The sequence below is a fragment of the Bacillus thuringiensis genome (assembly GCF_001182785.1).
In the GTDB taxonomy this organism is placed as follows: Bacteria; Bacillota; Bacilli; order Bacillales; family Bacillaceae_G; genus Bacillus_A; species Bacillus_A thuringiensis_S.
The window spans coordinates 1,313,789-1,331,165 of record NZ_CP012099.1; the positions used below are offsets into that span (position 1 = coordinate 1,313,789).

Here is a 17,377-nt window from a genome sequence, read left to right on the forward strand (position 1 = left end):
GCTCGTTCATGTCATTTAAAGACTATGAATATAAACGCCCAAATATTGAAGAGTTAAAAGAGAAATTTACTGTTGCTTTAGAGAAGTTTGATAACGCAAAAACTGTAGAAGAACAAAAACAAGTCATTAATTCAATTAATGAAATTCGCAACGATTTTGGTACAATGGGAAACCTTTGTTACATTCGCCATTCTGTTGATACGACGGATACTTTTTATAAGGAGGAGCAGGATTTCTTTGATGAATTCTCTCCAGTTGTACAGGGATATGGTACAAAATATTATAAGGCACTCATTAATTCTCCATTTCGTGAAGAATTAGAGGCGTATTATGGAAAACAATTATTTGCTCTAGCAGAATGTGATTTAAAAACATATTCAGATGAAGTCGTGAAAGATTTACAATTAGAAAATAAATTATCGTCGCAATATACACAGTTATTAGCATCTGCAAAAATTGACTTTGCTGGAGAAGAAAGAACGTTATCGCAACTGATTCCGTTTATGCAAGGAAAAGAAAGAAGCGAACGTAAAGCAGCAAGTGAAGCATACTACGGATTTTTAGCTGGAAATGAGGAAGAACTAGATCGTATTTATGATGAGCTTGTTAAAGTGAGAACGAAAATCGCAAAATCTTTAGGTTTCAAAAACTTTGTTGAACTTGGATATGCAAGAATGTACCGTACAGATTATAATGCGGAGATGGTGGCTAATTACCGTCAGCAAGTGCTGGATTATATCGTTCCCGTTACAACGGAATTAAGAAAGCGACAACAAGCACGTATCGGTGTAGAGAAGTTAGCTTATTATGACGAAAACTTTGAGTTTGCTACAGGTAACCCAACTCCAAAAGGAGATGCGGATTGGATTGTTGATCATGGAAAGACGATGTATAAAGAGTTATCGGCTGAAACAGATGAATTTTTCAATTTCATGCTAGATAACGATTTATTAGATTTAGTTGCGAAAAAAGGAAAAGCTGGTGGCGGATATTGTACATATATTGAGAATTATAAAGCGCCATTTATTTTCTCAAACTTCAATGGAACATCTGGTGACATTGATGTATTAACACATGAAGCAGGTCATGCTTTCCAAGTATATGAAAGTCGTAAATTTGAAATTCCAGAATATAATTGGCCAACATATGAAGCATGTGAAATCCACTCTATGAGTATGGAATTCTTTACATGGCCATGGATGAAGCTATTCTTTGAAGAAGATGCAGATAAATATTACTTCTCTCACTTAAGTTCAGCACTTCTATTTTTACCTTATGGTGTATCTGTTGATGAATATCAACATTATGTATATGAAAATCCTGAAGCATCACCTGAAGAGCGTAAGACAGCATGGCGTAACATAGAGAAGAAATATTTACCGCATCGTGATTATGAGGATAATGATTATTTAGAGCGCGGTGGTTTTTGGCAACGGCAAGGGCATATTTATAGTTCACCTTTCTATTATATTGATTACACGCTTGCTCAAATTTGTGCGCTACAATTTTGGAAACGTGCAAGAGATAATAGACAAGAGGCATGGGAAGATTATGTGAATCTATGCCAACAAGGTGGAAGTAAATCGTTCTTAGAATTAGTAGAAGTTGCAAATTTAACATCACCATTTGCTGAAGGCTGTGTGAAAAGTGTTATTACAGAAATTGAAGCATGGTTACATGCAATTGACGACACAAAATTGTAAAAAACATGCGCTTTTTTTCACATGTTTAACATCGACATAATGGGAAAATGATGAGATAATAAAAGAAAATTCAGAATACTAAAGAGGTGTTTCTAATAAGGAGCACCTCTTTTCACCAACAAAAAGGGGGGAAAGAAGTATGCTTCAATCTAATATGGATGTGAGTTTAGAAAGTTTAGTAAGCTCATTACAGTCTACTCGAAGCACGCTATTATCAGAAATTGAAATGTTAAATGATACAGAAGTGAATGTAAAGCCACGCCGTGATAAATGGAGTATTATTCAAATTTTACACCACTTGCATTTAGTTGAACAATCTGTCACGTCTGCCCTTGTATATGCTTTACAAAAAAATGAAAGAAACATGACTCCATTTAAAGACCTCCAACTTACGCTTGATCGCACACATAAACGAGAAGCTCCTCAGCAAATGCAACCAACAGAAACTTTAATGAAAAAACAGCAAGGAATTCAATTACTAGAACATTCACGACAAGAACTATTACATGCGCTTCATAGTGTTATAGATGAAAAAGATCTATTTGAAAATGGATTAAAGCATCCTGTTTTTAATGATCTGAATTTGTATCAATGGATTCAATTTCTTGATTTGCATGAACAAAGACATCTTACGCAATTAAAAGAGGCGAAACATGCAATTTTGCAGCGCTAAAGTGGAAGAAGTGGGAAACCACTTCTTTTTTTGATACGTGCATAGTTTTCTTTCTTATTTTGGAATACTACATGGAGAAAGAAAAGAAGGAGTTGAAAAAATATGTCTAAGAAGAAGCGAGAAGAAGAGCGTGCCTGGAAAGCGCGTAAAGAAAATCAACAACCGCACGGAAAAGTGAAAGCTTTTGCTGAATTAGTTGAAGGAACAGAAAAAACGTGATGATTATTTTATCACGTTTTTTGTATGAGTGGAAAAGTTAATAAAAAGGTTGTACCTGTTCCTTTTTCACTTATAATATCAATTTTTCCATTCATAGCTTGAACAACACTGAATACGACCATCATTCCAAGTCCAGTGCCTTTTTCTTTCGTTGAATAGAAAGGCGAGCCAAGACGTTTTACTTGTTCTGAATCCATACCGACTCCTGTATCTTTTATATATAACTGAATATGCTTATGATCAGGAACTAATGTGAAATAAAGATCACCGCCTTTTGGCATAGCCTCAATGCAATTTTTTAAAATATTTAATAAACATTGATTTAGTTTTTGCTTTTCTCCAGCGATAAAAAAAGAAGTGCTTTGCTTTATATAATGAGTACGTACATTTGTTAAATTAGCAAGTGGTGTAATTAACGATAATGCATGTAGTAATTCTTCTTCTAACTGTAATGTTTGTTCTTTTTCAATGCTTGGTTTGGCAAAGGTTAAATAATCTGTAAGAACATGATTTGCTTGTTCGATGCCATTAATGGCAATGTCGATATATAATTTCCGTTCCTGCTCAGTGCATGTATCTGATTGTAACAGTTGTAAAAAACCTTTCGTTGAAGTTAATGGATTGCGAATTTCATGAGAGATAGACGCTGCCATTTCACCAATTAAATGAAATTTTTCAGCATTTATAAGTTCGTTTTGGAGACGAACTTGAGTTTGTAATATGTGTAGTAAATATAAAATTAGGATTGTACCAAGCATTGAACATAACTCATACACAATAATATGCGGTATATAATCAGCCTTATTTGTAACCTTTGAAAGGAAGAAGGGTATCCAACTAAATCCGTATGTGAGACTGTAGATAATAGCAAGTGTTATTTTTATACGATTAGAAGTTCGATTGAAAAATTTATATGTTAATAATAGAACAATAAATAGAATAACAGAACCGATAAGAGATGGGAAAACACCTACCCCACCTAATAATAAGCGATATATGTTTAATACAACTAAGATAGAACCACCAGCAATAGGCCCTCCCGTTAATGTACCGACAATTAATACAATATGGCGCATATCAAATTGAAAACCATTATTTGTTTTTGCTGCAAATGTAATACAGAGTACGGTAGCGAGGCAACAGAGTACAATGAATATAGCTGAATTTAATTTAGGAGAGCGTTTCCCTTTTTGATTCCAAAATAAATGATATACGAGCATTGTAATAAGGATGAATAATATATTTAAAAAGAGATAAATAATAAAGGATTTCAGTGGGATGCCTCCTCTCTGCTTATATTAAATTAATCATACTATAAAATGAAAGAAATGAAATGATAAATAGCGGAAAAATCAGAAATTTTTACGCTAGTATACAATATGTTACAATAAGCTGTGTCAATGAAAGAAGAAATTCCGTGCACCGCGCGGGAGAGGTTCGCGAACTCCCTCTATAAAAAACTATGGAAACAACAATATCCTTAGGTATTGTTTTGTTTTTTTATTGTGACAGTTCAAGAACGTTCTTTCTTCTTATTTATAGTAGAGAAGGAGAATGAGTGAAATGAAAAAAGAAAAAGCAGTTGTTGTTTTTAGTGGAGGACAAGATAGTACAACATGTTTATTTTGGGCAATAGAGCAGTTTGCAGAGGTAGAAGCTGTAACGTTTAATTACAATCAACGTCATAAGCTAGAAATTGATTGTGCAGCGGAAATTGCAAAAGAGCTAGGAATAAAGCATACGGTACTAGATATGAGTCTATTAAATCAACTTGCTCCAAATGCGTTAACGAGAACGGATATGGAGATTACACATGAAGAAGGTGAATTGCCGTCGACATTTGTAGATGGACGAAATTTACTCTTCCTATCATTTGCTGCTGTATTGGCAAAACAAGTTGGAGCACGTCATATTGTAACGGGTGTATGTGAAACTGATTTCAGTGGTTATCCAGACTGCCGTGACGTGTTTGTGAAATCGTTAAACGTTACTTTAAATTTATCTATGGATTTCCCGTTTGTCATTCACACGCCACTTATGTGGATTGATAAAGCTGAAACATGGAAATTATCAGATGAACTTGGAGCATTTGAGTTTGTTCGAGAAAAAACATTAACATGTTATAACGGAATCATTGGTGATGGTTGCGGTGAATGTCCAGCATGTCAACTTCGTAAAGCAGGATTAGATACGTACCTACAAGAACGCGAAGGAGCGAACAACTAATGGATAACTTTTTTGGATTTCGCATCGTAGAGAATTTGCAAAAAATGGACAAGGATATTCAGCGTAAACAACTCAAATATCATAATAAAAGAGTAATGGTCAGCAAGGAATTTACATTTGATGCAGCACACCATTTACATTGTTATGAAGGGAAATGTAAAAACTTACATGGTCACACATATAAAGTTGTATTTGGAATTAGTGGATATGTAAATGAAATAGGTCTTGCAATTGACTTTGGAGATATAAAAGAAATTTGGAAGAATGAAATAGAAATTTATTTAGATCATCGTTATTTAAACGAAACGTTACCAGCAATGAATACGACTGCTGAAAATATGGTCGTTTGGATTTATGAAAAAATGGCAGAAGCACTAACAAAAGAGAATCGAGTGAACGAATATAAAGGAGCTCGCGTTGAATTTGTTCGTCTATTTGAGACGCCGACTAGTTATGCGGAAGTAAGACGGGAGTGGATGCTCGATGAGTAAAATCCCTGTCTTAGAAATATTCGGTCCGACTATTCAAGGTGAGGGAATGGTCGTAGGACAAAAGACAATGTTTATCCGTACAGCTGGTTGTGATTATAGCTGCGCTTGGTGTGATTCTGCTTTTACGTGGGATGGATCGGCTAAAGATCAAATTAGACAGATGACAGCAGAAGGTATTTGGGACGAGCTTGTTGCAATTGGAGGAGAAAATTTTTCTCATGTTACGATTTCAGGCGGAAATCCGGCATTACTGAAAAATATTGAGTTTCTTCTTTCTATATTAAAAGAAAATGGAATGCGAACGGCAATTGAAACACAAGGGAGTAAATGGCAAGATTGGTTACTTCAAATTGATGAGGTAACAATTTCTCCAAAACCACCAAGTTCGACGATGAAAACAGATTTTCAGAAGTTAGATGCTATTATTCAGAAACTAGCAGGAAAAGATATTAGTTTAAAAGTAGTAGTATTCGATGATCATGATTTTGAATATGCAGTTAAGATGCACGAACGTTATCCAGGTGTACCATTTTTCCTGCAAGTAGGAAACGATGATACAAAAACAGTGGATGATGCGATGCTTATTAAAAAATTATTAGATAAGTATGAGTGGCTGATTGATAAAGCTGTAAATTGTAAAGAGATGAATGATGCAAAAGTATTGCCTCAGCTTCATGCGTTAGTATGGGGAAATAAACGCGGCGTATAACGAGAAGGGATGTTTAAAATGACAGGAAGATTAGATGAAGATTTAAAAGATGTAACATTACTAGGAAATCAAAATACAAAATATTTATTTGAATATAGCCCAGAAATATTAGAGGTATTTGATAATAATCATCCAAACCGTGATTATTTTGTAAAATTCAATTGTCCTGAATTTACAAGTTTATGCCCGAAAACAGGACAACCAGATTTTGCAACAATTTATATTAGCTATATTCCAGAGCAAAAAATGGTAGAGAGTAAATCTTTAAAGTTGTATTTATTTAGTTTCCGCAATCATGGTGATTTCCACGAAGATTGCATGAACGTTATCATGAACGATTTAATTAAATTAATGGATCCACGTTACATTGAGGTATGGGGGAAATTTACACCACGTGGTGGTATTTCAATTGATCCATACTGCAACTACGGTCGCCCAGGGACAAAGTATGAACAAATGGCTGACTACCGCATGATGAACCACGATCTATATCCGGAAACAATTGATAATCGTTAATAGAAAGAAAGGGCCTGTATAGTATACAGGCCCTTTCTTTCTATTATATTATGCATTTTGATTAATGACAGTATAGTTTTTATGACTTACAACTGTAAGAGGTTCCATATCTAGTTCTCTAAAATTCTTCATAATTGTTATATCAACAATAACAGAGTTTTGATTTACTTTTTGAACACGGCCTTGCATGCCACCTTTAAATTCGATGATATCTCCAGTTTCTGCGATCTGCATAAGCAACTCTCCTTGTTACAGTTTTCCCAAAAAAAGAATAAATTTGGGTTTTTTTATTTCCTCCTATTTTGAACCATATTTCCTACTTTGTAAATGTTTCCAAAGTAAAAATTCGAAAAATATTCACTTTTTGTAAGAAAATATGTAGAAAATCCACGTTATTTGAAAAAAATAGCAAAAATGCGGGAATCTTTATATCGAGGTATAATGAAAAAGTAGAATAACCTGCTGAAGTGGGAGAAATTAGAGGCGGTAAAATGATGTTTGAATTTGTGGGGAGTGTTATAGCTTTAATGTTATTTTTATTTTCTTATATGCATTTAAAAAAGATTCGTCAATATGATACGAGTACATATTTTGATGGGATGGATGGTATCCATGCTTCGATAACGCATGATAGTGGTGGGGAGATGTAAAGGTATATGCCTTTCTTTTCTTGCGTGGTATGATGTTTAGAACTAGTGCATAATAGAGTTCGTAAGTGATGAATGGAGAGTGAAAAGAATGAAGATTTCTTTTATTCGTCATGGTTGTTTAGTTCGTATAAGAGAACCGATGACAATTAATTCATTTCACGAATGGATGAAACAGTATGATTCCGAGTCAATGATACAAAAAGCTAAAATGCCGATAGAAACAATAGAGGCAATTGAAGCAGCGAAATTTGTCTTAACAAGTGATCAAAGGCGTGCTGTACAATCAGCAGCTGAATTAACGGATTCTTTATCTTTTATGCAAAACTCTCTTTTTAGAGAAGCTGAAGTTCCTTCATACTTTTTTGCTCCGAAGTGGTTGAAATGCACAATTAAGGTATGGATGTTCATTGGACGCACATTATGGATACTTGGCTACCATAAAGATGTTGAGTCTTATAAGGAAGTAAGAGAGAGGGCAAGGCAAGCGGCTTACCTGTTACATCGTTATGCTCTCGTACATGGAAGTATTGCTCTTGTAGGTCATAATTATTTTAATTCGATGATTGGAACGGAGCTGAGGGCAATGGGATGGTCTGGTTCTCCTATTTTGCATAGAAAGCCATGGGGATGTACAACATATACGTTTCACGAGGCGATGGATGGAAATATATTAAATACGAATTTAACATAAAAGCACACGATTTATATAAATCGTGTGCTTTCTTTTTAAGATATAGAAATTTTGACGTTTAATGGTTTTACGAGATGAGCATAAGGTTCGCCTACTAGCATAACAATTTCATCTTTTTTATAACCTAACTTTTCGTATAGTGAATAGGCGCGTGTGTTTTCTAAATTAACAAGTAAAGCGATTTTTTCATGCCCTTTTTCAGTTGCATAGATTTCGGCAGCTTCAATTAATTTAGAACCAATACCTTTTCCACCGTGTGCACTTGAAACTGATAATGTATCAATGTAATACTCATCAAGCTCAGCTTCTTTTTCTAACGTAATCGATTCATCTTTATGTAATTCTCTTAAGTGATGTACAATTGGTGCGTCAAGCTGTGTTGCTTCACTACCGTGATAAGCGACAATAATTCCAACTGCACTCTCGTCTTGTTCATAAATAAAACAGTTTTCGTAGCTCAGACGGTTATTTTCTTTTGAGAACCATGTCTCAAGTCCTAGTAATACTTCTGCTTCAACTGTGCTACCTGTGATTTTTTCAGCAATTTCATGCAGAGCATTATACAATAAAGGAGCTATTGCCATTGCATCTGTCTTTTTTGCTTTCCGAATCATAGTATCCCTCCTAGTTCTATTTGTATATTGTAGCATAGTGGTATGGAACTTTGCATAATTGAATGCCGAAATGTTTGATATAGAGAAGTAGCTATGTTAGTATATGATATTTAGTGGACATATAGTAAAACGATATTGTTTGCGAAATAACGAAAATAAAATCATGGCATAACAACGAGATAAAGTGAAATGTTAATCAGTAAGATTTTTTGTTCATTCCACGACTGATTAGTAGTCAGCACCAATCGGATTACCCGCAAATAGCGGGATAATTTTACAGTTGTTGACCTATAGAATATACGATAGAATAAAATATTGCAGAGAGGTGAAATACATGGATAAAGAATTAGCAAATACAATTTTAGATCAGCTGAAAAATGGTGAAATAACGGAGTATGTTGTTACGAAAGATGTATTTTATACGTTCAGAGAAGTTGTTGTAAATAGAGAAGACTTTAAGCATTTCATTGGTAACGCACAGCGAGGCGGGCAAGTGATTTATACATATTCAGAAACGCCACGTTCATAAAGGGGAATTTTGATCAGCAGGGCATCCTTCACTAATTAGTAGCCTTCACCAACCGGACGTTTAATGTGGGATAAATAAAAGATAAAGGAGAGGGGAATTATGGGCGATTTTAAACAAAGCATTTTACCACATTGGGATTATATGTGGAAAGATAGAGCCGGCAATAGATTTATGGGAATGGTTATGTATCCAGAGAAACGAAAATGTTCAGCAAAAATGCTTCAGAAAATAAAAAGAGCATATGAAGAAGCGATAGAAATTAAAGTAACTGTACAAGTTCAACATACATATCAGTACGTAGAAGGAATGATTGTATACTTTGATGAAGAGGCTCCTGTATGTACAATGCTTGATAAAGATGAAAATCCACATCACATATTTGTAAAAGATATTTTGCGTATTGAGCACTCTGAATAAACTTTTCATAAATAAATTGAAGTTCCATAATAATAATCTTTTTCTATAATAGTTATCTTTTAGTATGTAACGAAAAACGAAAGTATATGTATAATATATTTAATAAGGTAAATTTGATAAATGTAATCGTTTTTTAGAGCAGATTATAGTTTCATATCTGTTCTTTTTTGCGTGATGCTGGAGAAATATATTTCTCCAGCATCTACCGTTTTATGACAAAATATATTGTTAACTTTTTTAAAAATAAGGTTAAATTCGTTGACAACTTTTTTGAAAAGCACTTTATTGACATGAGTTTTAGAATGTTGTTTCATAGTCATTGTATTGAAAAAAAACGGCTATCATGTCGAAAAGTAAAATTTAAAAAAAGAAAGAATTTATACATATATCTTGTGTCTTATTTTGAAACGTAATACAATATATAGAGAAATCAAGAACAACATATAGAGAATATAGATTTGAGAGGGAGGGTCGGAAATGTTAGTTGCATATGATTCTATGACAGGAAACGTGAAGCGTTTCATTCACAAATTAAATATGCCGGCCGTTCAAATTGATGAAGATCTAGTAATAGATGAAGACTTTATTCTTATTACGTATACAACAGGTTTTGGCAATGTACCAGAACGTGTTTTAGACTTTTTAGAGCGCAATAATGAAAAATTAAAAGGCGTATCTGCAAGCGGCAATCGTAACTGGGGAGACATGTTCGGTGCAAGTGCTGACAAGATTTCTACTAAATATGAAGTGCCTATTGTATCAAAATTTGAGTTATCTGGAACAAATAACGATGTAGAATATTTTAAGGAAAGGGTGCGGGAGATTGCGACACATTGAACTGAATAATGAAATCACGCAAATGCAGGACGGTTTTTATCAGCTTCATAAAGATAAAGAGGCATTAGAAGTCTTTATGGAAGAAGCTAGAGAGAATACCGTTCCTTTTAATAGCGTGGCAGAGCGAATGGAGTATATGAAAGAACATGATTACTATTACAACGTTCTGGACGAGTATAGCTTGGAGGAAGTAGAGGAAGTATATAACATCGCTTATGGTGAAAACTTCGAGTTCCAATCTTATATGGCAGCATCTAAGTTCTACAAAGATTATGCGTTAAAAACGAATGATCAAAAACAATACTTAGAAAGCTATGAAGATCGTGTAGCAATTGTTTCATTATACTTAGGACGCGGTGATGTTTCGAAAGCAAGACAATTCGCAAGCATGATTGTAAAACAAAACTACCAACCAGCGACACCAACCTTTTTAAATGCGGGAAGAAGCAGAAGAGGAGAAATGGTGTCTTGTTTCTTGTTAGAGATGGACGATAGCTTAAATTCAATCGGCTTTAACATTAATACTGCGATGCAATTATCGAAAATCGGCGGGGGAGTAGCTTTAAACTTATCTAAGCTACGCGCACGCGGTGAGCAAATTAAAGGTATTGACAACGCTGCAAGTGGCGTAGTACCTGTTATGAAGTTGCTTGAAGATTCGTTTTCATATGCGAATCAGCTTGGCCAACGAAAAGGTGCCGGTGCAGTATATTTAAACATTTTCCATTGGGATATTATTGAATTCCTTGATACAAAAAAAATAAATGCCGATGAGAAGAGCCGTATTCAGTCTCTATCAATCGGAATTATCGTTCCAAGTAAGTTCTTTGAGCTTGCTGAGAAAAACGAACCTTTCCATGTTTTCGCGCCTTATACGGTTTATAAAGAATATGGCAAGCATTTAGATGATATTGACATTGATGAAATGTATGATGAATTAATGAGCAATCCGAAAGTGAAGAAGAAGCCACTAGATATTAGTGCACGTGATATGCTTATTAAAATCGCTATGATTCAGCTTGAGTCTGGTTACCCATACTTAATGTTTAAATCAAATGCAAATAATCAACATCCATTGAAGGATATTGGAACTGTGAAGATGTCGAACTTATGTACAGAAATCTTCCAGCTTCAAGAAACTTCAGAAATAAATGATTACGGTACAGATGACATTATCCGTCGTGATATTAACTGTAACTTAGGATCGTTAAATATCGTAAACGTAATGGAAAATAAAGAAATTCGTGAAGCAGTTCATGCGGGAATGGAAGCTTTAACAGCTGTTTCTGATATGACGATTATTCCGAATGCACCAACTGTGAAAAAAGCAAATGACGAGCTTCATTCAGTTGGACTTGGAGCAATGAACTTACACGGATATTTAGCAAAAAATAAAATCGCTTATGAAAGTGCAGAAGCGAAAGAATTCGCTCGTACATTCTTTATGATGTTAAATTACTACTCTATTGAGAAAAGTATGGAAATCGCTACAGAAAAAGGCGAGACATTTAAAGACTTCGATAAATCTGATTATGCGAATGGCACATACTTTGAAAAGTATGAAACGACAGATTACAGCCCAGTAACTGAAAAAGTTCAGCAACTATTTGAAGGAATTCATATTCCAACAAAAGAAGATTGGACAAGTTTAAAAGAGCAAGTGCAAAAGAATGGTTTATACAACTCATATCGTCTTGCCATTGCTCCAACACAATCAATCAGTTACGTTCAAAATGCAACTTCAAGCGTAATGCCGATCGTAAGTCAAATCGAATCAAGAACATATGCGAACGCGACAACATATTATCCAATGCCGTATTTATCAAAAGATACGTTCTGGTACTATAAATCTTCTTACGATATGAATCAGTTTAAATTAATTGATTTAATCGCAGAAATTCAAGAACATATTGACCAAGGAATTAGTACAATTCTTTACGTTAATAGTGATATTTCAACACGTGAATTAGCACGTTACTACATCTATGCACATAAAAAAGGCTTAAAGAGTCTGTATTATACGAGAACACGTAAATTAAGCGTGGAAGAGTGTGTGGCTTGTACCGTTTAATATAAAAAGTGAGACATGATGAGCAGGGTTTTCTGAACCCTGCTCATGCTTAGTTATCATATTTAGAGAAGGGGCGATTTAATGCGTGCGGTAAACTGGAACAAAAAAGAAGATGATTTTAGTTTAATGTTTTGGAAGCAAAACATCGCTCAGTTTTGGACAGAAGAAGAAATTGCGGTTTCGTCTGACAAAAATACTTGGGTGCAATTATCGAAAGAAGAGCAAATTGCTTATAAGCGTGTATTAGGTGGTTTAACACTTTTAGATACGAAACAAGGTGGCGAAGGAATGCCACTTGTACTTGTTCATCTTGAAAATTTACAAGCTAAAAGTGTATTAGCTTTCATGGGAGCTATGGAAGAAGTACATGCGAAGAGTTACAGTCATATCTTTACAACGTTAGCTACTGAAGAAGAAATTGATGATATTTTTGACTGGGTAGACAATCATCCATTACTTGAGAAAAAGGCCGGTATTATTACTGGTTACTATCGTCGTTTGTTAAAGCCCGAAGTAACGAAAAAAGAGCTATATATGGCAATGGTAGCAAGTGTGTTCTTAGAAAGTTATTTATTCTATAGTGGATTCTTCTATCCGCTTTACTTAGCTGGTCAAGGAAAACTAACAGCAAGTGGTGAGATTATCAACTTGATAATTCGTGATGAGTCAATTCACGGCGTATTCGTCGGTATTTTAGCACAACAAATCTTCGCAGAACTTTCTGCAGAAGAGCAACAAGAAGTGCAAAAAGAAACACAAGAGTTATTAATGGAACTATATGAAATTGAAATGGCCTATACAGAAGAAATTTACACTTCTATCGGTCTTGTAGAAGATGTAAATCGTTTCGTTCGTTACAATGCGAATAAAGGGCTTATGAACTTAGGACTTGAGCCGAAGTTTGAAGAAGAAGAAATTAACCCAATCGTTTTAAATGGTTTACGTACAGATACGAAAAACCATGATTTCTTCTCTGTAAAAGGAAATGGTTACGTAAAAGCAACGAACGTTGAAAAGTTAGCTGACGATGACTTCGTGTTTAACTTTTAATATAGGATTATAAAGAAAAGCTGTCTTATTCATTGATAAGACAGCTTTTCTTTATAATTTTGTTTACATAACACTATTATTTCTATATAGCGATTTGTGTCTGGGAAGTTCTATTCGGTTAACGGATAGAACTTTTTGTAATTAAATGGGTATTTACAAACTTTTTGTATCAGTGTATTATTTAACTAGTACACCAATACAAAAGGAGGGAAGAAATGAAAATAGAGTTTTCTCCAAATATACCAATTTACATTCAGGTAATGGAATACATAAAAAAAGAGATCGTAACAGGACATTTATTGCCTGGTGATAAAATTCCCTCTGTCCGTGAATTAGCGAGTGAATTACAAGTGAATCCAAATACGATTCAGCGTACATTTCAAGAGCTAGAACGGGATGGAGTTGTTGTAACACGTAGAGGAATGGGACGGTATGTAACGAATGAAGGGGAGAAAATTATGGAGCTGCGAAAAGAGATGGCGAAAGAATTACTTCATTCTTTTATAGATGGAATGGACAATTTAGGTTTTTCAGAAGAAGAAATTCTTACAATTCTTCGTTCTTCATTACATGAAAAGAGGGAGGAGAGCCAATGACAGAGCTATTAAAAATAGAAAACTTATGGAAGAGATACGGATTAAAAGCAGTGATCCGTGAATTAAACATAGAGATTACGGAAGGGAAAATCGTTGGGCTTGTTGGAGATAACGGGAGCGGGAAAACGACGTTATTGAAAATGATTGCAGGCTTGCAACACCCTTCTGAAGGTAGTATCACAATAGATGGTAAAAAGGTAGGATTACAGACGAAAGAAATCGTTTCATTTATGTCCGATAAGCCAGTCTTTGATGATTGGATGACTGTAAAAGACGCTTTATTTTTCTACCGAGATTTTTATAAAGACTTCGATATTCAAAAAGCGGTAGATACGATTGCAGAATTTAAAATACCGTTAGAAGAAAAAATTACAGCATTGTCAAAAGGTATGATAGAGAAGCTGCAAATTATTTTAACATTTTCTCGAAAAGCGAAGCTATACGTACTGGATGAGCCATTGGGCGGGATAGATCCTCTTTCTAGAGAACATGTATTGGATCTAATTCTACAGTTCTATAGAGAAGATTGTACGATATTAATTTCCACTCACTTAATAAATGAAATTGAAAATATTTTTGATGAAGTGATCTTTTTAAAAGATGGAGAAATGGTTCTATATGAAAATGTAGAAGAAATTCGTTTTCAGAGAGGAAAAGCAGTTCATGAATTGTTTAAGGAGGTGTTTAGTAAGTGAAGTCAGTACTTTCCTATTTATGGAATGTAAATAAGAAAAGATATATTGTTACTTTTTTATTCTTTGTGCTAATTGAAGCTGTGTTATTTTCACAAATGATTGTAAGAAAAAGTGATGCGGCTATCAGTAGACAAGAGGGTATATTTGGAATCATTATGATTATATTTTTCTTTTATATTGTTTATATGTTTATACAAACAATGAAATCATATTCACGCTTACTAACTAATCCAATGTTACGACTTACAGCAATATCTGGGAAACAATATGTAATTTCTATGCTTATTTTCTCATTTATCGCAATGGCTATATGGTATGGGATATGTGGAATTCTCTTCTACGTAAGTTATATATTAGCTTTTCCTACGACTTCTGTATATGTAGAGGCAAAAGAGATTATGCAAGTAGGCATAATTAATAATTTAATATATACGATAAGCGATTTATTTGAGTTTTTGTTTAGTGTGTTACAAATTATATTAGTAATTACTCTAGTTAAGTTACTTACGAAAAAGAAAAAGGCGCAAAATATACTAATCGTTATTATTTTTTTAGTAATAAATATAGCGATTACTTTAGCGACAACCTTGCTAGGAAAATTAGCTCCAGCTTTCCAAGTATTGCGAAGAGTAGAATATCATGGTGAAAGCAAGAGTCTGTTTATTAATATGTTTCAAGAAAATGGATTTAACATTTTTAATATAAGTTTCATGGTAATGGTTAGTGCTCTAATAATATATGTAATTGCTTATATTATCGATAAAAAACTAGAAGTCTAAAGGAGGAATCAGCATTGGGAAACGTAGTAGTAAAGTTAGAGAATGTTCGAAAAAGGATTGGTGGAACGGAAATTATTCGTGGTTTATCATTTGAGGTTCGTGAAGGAGAAGTATACGGATTCCTTGGACCGAACGGTAGCGGTAAGACGACGACGATCCGTATGATGACAGGTCTTATTTCAATGACAGAGGGCGATATTACGATTTGTGGACATAGTATTCGCTCGGAGCGTGAAAAGGCACTAGAGCAAATTGGAGCGATTGTAGAAAATCCTGAACTATATGATTATATGACAGGAATGCAAAACTTAAAGCATTTTGCGAACATGGCCATTACTCCAATTAGTAAAGAGCGGATTGCTGAGATTGTAAAGCTTGTTGAATTAGAGCATGCGATTCATAAAAAGGTGAAAACATATTCACTTGGTATGAAACAACGTTTAGGAATTGCACAGGCATTACTTCATCAGCCGAAAATCTTAATTTTAGATGAGCCGACAAATGGATTAGATCCAGCTGGTATTCGCCAAATTCGTGATTATTTACAACGTTTAGCGAAAGAAGAGAATATTGCTGTAATCGTATCAAGTCACTTATTGAGTGAAATTGAATTAATGTGTGATCGCGTTGTTATTATTAAACAAGGTGAGTTTGTACAAGAGTACAACTTACATGAAAAAGTGAAACATGATGAGGCAGTCGTTGTAGCGTTTGAAGTAGATGAAGCTCAGAAAGCGAATGAAATCATTAAAGGTAAAGCAAAAGGGAATGTAATTGTAGCATCTGTAACAAAAGACAACATTCCGCAACTCGTAAAAAAACTTGTGCATGCTGATGTGCTTGTATACGGAGTTACTGTTCAAAATAAAACGTTAGAGGATGAGTTCTTAGCGATTACTGGGGGAGTGAAAGCGTAATGTTTAAATTAATTCAAAATGAATTTTTAAAGTTGCATGCGAAAAAAGGTATGTATATTTTAATTGGTGTCATTGCGGCACTCGAAATTTTAGGTACTTTAGCAATGTTGAAGTGGGGAAAAGGTGATGAGTTTAAGGGATCATATTTAGATTATGCAAACTCAGAGATTGGCTTAATTGTTTTATTTACAACGATTTTTGGGATTACACTTGCTGCCCGTACTATTACTGATGAGTTCCAAAAAGGTACAATTAAACAATTGTTAATCCGTCCAAGAAAAAGACTTGCAGTTTTATTTTCTAAATATATTACAGTGTTATTAGCAATGTTATTTATCGTATTAGCTGGTATGCTAATTGCAATGATTATTGGCGGTATTGTAATGGATGGTAGTAAAACAGAATTAACGTTAGGAATCGTAATGAAGTCCACTTTATATCAACTACTTTCACCGTTCTTTTTTGCAACACTTGCATTTTTCCTAGCAAATGTCTTTAGAAAGTCTGTATTACCATTAATTATTACGATGTTCCTATTCTTCTTACAAGGTGCAATTAATATGGTATTGATAATGTTTGCAAAAGGTGTAGCGAAGTTTGTAGTATTCAACCATTTGGATTTAAGAGCTTACGATAGCAATAAATTAATCAATGGTGGAATGGAACCAACATTTACAGAATTTACGTTTACAACTTCATTATTACTTGTAGCGGCATACTTTGTTGTGTTACTTGTAGCATCAAGTGCATTATTCCAAAAACGTGACGTATTATAATAAAAGAAATCCCCGCTTGTAAAAACGGGGATTTTTATTACATAAATTTCACTTGGATTGCAACTTGAAGAATAGCGATATGTTATTTTAAGAGATATGCTGTTTGAAATGATTTGAGAAAAATAGGAAGAATTTCAACTAGATTCATATTGCAATTTAGTTATCCAATTATTTATAAGGAAAGGACGCCTATAAAATATTGATTCAAGTTTTACTTT

General features: G+C 34.2%; 22 protein-coding genes and 1 riboswitch. Of the genes, 19 read left to right on the top strand and 3 right to left on the bottom strand.

The window, feature by feature from the left end:
- Window positions 1-8: 8 nt before the first annotated feature.
- From AC241_RS06785 to AC241_RS35130, 3 genes are all read left to right on the top strand, one after another.
- On the top strand, window positions 9-1,703 hold the full coding sequence (locus tag AC241_RS06785; protein WP_050842933.1) for a M3 family oligoendopeptidase: 1,695 nt from the start codon (window positions 9-11) through the stop codon (window positions 1,701-1,703).
- 139 nt (window positions 1,704-1,842) lie between these two features.
- Complete coding sequence (locus AC241_RS06790) at window positions 1,843-2,376, top strand: DinB family protein (protein WP_029441784.1); 534 nt, start codon at window positions 1,843-1,845, stop codon at window positions 2,374-2,376.
- Window positions 2,377-2,478: 102 nt separating this feature from the next.
- Complete coding sequence (locus tag AC241_RS35130) at window positions 2,479-2,595, top strand: DUF6254 family protein (protein ID WP_000038355.1); 117 nt, start codon at window positions 2,479-2,481, stop codon at window positions 2,593-2,595.
- Between the two features lie 11 nt (window positions 2,596-2,606).
- On the opposite strand, the gene kinB is transcribed toward AC241_RS35130, so the two are convergent.
- Window positions 2,607-3,815 (bottom strand): sporulation sensor histidine kinase KinB, encoded by a 1,209-nt coding sequence (gene kinB, locus AC241_RS06800; RefSeq protein ID WP_043936091.1) that lies wholly within the window; start codon window positions 3,813-3,815, stop codon window positions 2,607-2,609.
- Between the two features lie 206 nt (window positions 3,816-4,021).
- Window positions 4,022-4,065: riboswitch (PreQ1 riboswitch) on the top strand.
- Window positions 4,066-4,158: 93 nt separating this feature from the next.
- Between kinB and queC the strand changes: the two genes are divergently transcribed.
- Genes queC through queF form a run of 4 tightly spaced genes read left to right on the top strand, consistent with a single transcriptional unit; the run spans window position 4,159 to window position 6,537 of the window.
- Window positions 4,159-4,821 (top strand): 7-cyano-7-deazaguanine synthase QueC, encoded by a 663-nt coding sequence (gene queC, locus AC241_RS06805; RefSeq protein ID WP_029441786.1) that lies wholly within the window; start codon window positions 4,159-4,161, stop codon window positions 4,819-4,821.
- Window positions 4,821-5,312: a 6-carboxytetrahydropterin synthase QueD gene (gene queD / locus AC241_RS06810; RefSeq protein WP_000368414.1), complete on the top strand. Its 492-nt coding sequence runs from the start codon at window positions 4,821-4,823 to the stop codon at window positions 5,310-5,312. Before queC ends, queD begins: the two co-directional genes overlap by 1 nt.
- On the top strand, window positions 5,305-6,021 hold the full coding sequence (gene queE / locus AC241_RS06815) for a 7-carboxy-7-deazaguanine synthase QueE (RefSeq protein ID WP_016082368.1): 717 nt from the start codon (window positions 5,305-5,307) through the stop codon (window positions 6,019-6,021). Before queD ends, queE begins: the two co-directional genes overlap by 8 nt.
- 18 nt (window positions 6,022-6,039) lie before the next feature.
- Window positions 6,040-6,537, top strand: coding sequence for a preQ(1) synthase (gene queF / locus AC241_RS06820; RefSeq protein WP_001986050.1), 498 nt, complete (start codon window positions 6,040-6,042; stop codon window positions 6,535-6,537).
- Window positions 6,538-6,585: 48 nt separating this feature from the next.
- On the opposite strand, the gene AC241_RS06825 is transcribed toward queF, so the two are convergent.
- Complete coding sequence (locus AC241_RS06825; protein WP_001165082.1) at window positions 6,586-6,771, bottom strand: YkvS family protein; 186 nt, start codon at window positions 6,769-6,771, stop codon at window positions 6,586-6,588.
- A gap of 233 nt (window positions 6,772-7,004) precedes the next feature.
- On the opposite strand from AC241_RS06825, the gene AC241_RS34680 reads away from it, so the two are divergent.
- Window positions 7,005-7,187: a hypothetical protein gene (locus tag AC241_RS34680; RefSeq protein ID WP_080117240.1), complete on the top strand. Its 183-nt coding sequence runs from the start codon at window positions 7,005-7,007 to the stop codon at window positions 7,185-7,187.
- Window positions 7,188-7,275: 88 nt separating this feature from the next.
- Window positions 7,276-7,878: a phosphoglycerate mutase gene (locus tag AC241_RS06840; RefSeq protein ID WP_048564042.1), complete on the top strand. Its 603-nt coding sequence runs from the start codon at window positions 7,276-7,278 to the stop codon at window positions 7,876-7,878.
- 35 nt (window positions 7,879-7,913) lie between these two features.
- On the opposite strand, the gene AC241_RS06845 is transcribed toward AC241_RS06840, so the two are convergent.
- Complete coding sequence (locus AC241_RS06845; RefSeq protein ID WP_000619547.1) at window positions 7,914-8,492, bottom strand: GNAT family N-acetyltransferase; 579 nt, start codon at window positions 8,490-8,492, stop codon at window positions 7,914-7,916.
- A gap of 334 nt (window positions 8,493-8,826) precedes the next feature.
- Between AC241_RS06845 and AC241_RS06850 the strand changes: the two genes are divergently transcribed.
- From AC241_RS06850 to AC241_RS06900, 10 genes are all read left to right on the top strand, one after another.
- The gene (locus AC241_RS06850) at window positions 8,827-9,021 is read left to right on the top strand and encodes a hypothetical protein (RefSeq protein ID WP_000356686.1); all 195 of its coding nucleotides are present in this window, start codon (window positions 8,827-8,829) and stop codon (window positions 9,019-9,021) included.
- 99 nt (window positions 9,022-9,120) lie between these two features.
- Window positions 9,121-9,438: a hypothetical protein gene (locus AC241_RS06855; RefSeq protein WP_016082365.1), complete on the top strand. Its 318-nt coding sequence runs from the start codon at window positions 9,121-9,123 to the stop codon at window positions 9,436-9,438.
- 477 nt (window positions 9,439-9,915) lie between these two features.
- Window positions 9,916-10,275 carry a class Ib ribonucleoside-diphosphate reductase assembly flavoprotein NrdI gene (gene nrdI / locus AC241_RS06865; RefSeq protein ID WP_000959447.1) on the top strand — a complete coding sequence of 120 codons (360 nt, stop codon included), beginning with the start codon at window positions 9,916-9,918 and terminating at the stop codon, window positions 10,273-10,275.
- The gene (gene nrdE / locus AC241_RS06870) at window positions 10,262-12,346 is read left to right on the top strand and encodes a class 1b ribonucleoside-diphosphate reductase subunit alpha (RefSeq protein WP_001215839.1); all 2,085 of its coding nucleotides are present in this window, start codon (window positions 10,262-10,264) and stop codon (window positions 12,344-12,346) included. Before nrdI ends, nrdE begins: the two co-directional genes overlap by 14 nt.
- An 81-nt stretch (window positions 12,347-12,427) precedes the next feature.
- A complete protein-coding gene (nrdF, locus tag AC241_RS06875) occupies window positions 12,428-13,396 on the top strand; it encodes a class 1b ribonucleoside-diphosphate reductase subunit beta (RefSeq protein ID WP_001203025.1) in 969 nt (322 codons plus the stop codon).
- Between the two features lie 215 nt (window positions 13,397-13,611).
- Window positions 13,612-13,992, top strand: coding sequence for a GntR family transcriptional regulator (locus tag AC241_RS06880; protein ID WP_016082363.1), 381 nt, complete (start codon window positions 13,612-13,614; stop codon window positions 13,990-13,992).
- A complete protein-coding gene (locus AC241_RS06885) occupies window positions 13,989-14,687 on the top strand; it encodes an ABC transporter ATP-binding protein (protein WP_000137747.1) in 699 nt (232 codons plus the stop codon). Before AC241_RS06880 ends, AC241_RS06885 begins: the two co-directional genes overlap by 4 nt.
- Window positions 14,684-15,466, top strand: a complete 783-nt coding sequence (locus tag AC241_RS06890) for a hypothetical protein (protein ID WP_050842935.1) — start codon at window positions 14,684-14,686, stop codon at window positions 15,464-15,466. Before AC241_RS06885 ends, AC241_RS06890 begins: the two co-directional genes overlap by 4 nt.
- Window positions 15,467-15,480: 14 nt before the next feature.
- The gene (locus AC241_RS06895) at window positions 15,481-16,383 is read left to right on the top strand and encodes an ABC transporter ATP-binding protein (protein WP_016082361.1); all 903 of its coding nucleotides are present in this window, start codon (window positions 15,481-15,483) and stop codon (window positions 16,381-16,383) included.
- On the top strand, window positions 16,383-17,159 hold the full coding sequence (locus AC241_RS06900; protein WP_016082360.1) for an ABC transporter permease: 777 nt from the start codon (window positions 16,383-16,385) through the stop codon (window positions 17,157-17,159). Before AC241_RS06895 ends, AC241_RS06900 begins: the two co-directional genes overlap by 1 nt.
- Window positions 17,160-17,377 lie beyond the last annotated feature (218 nt).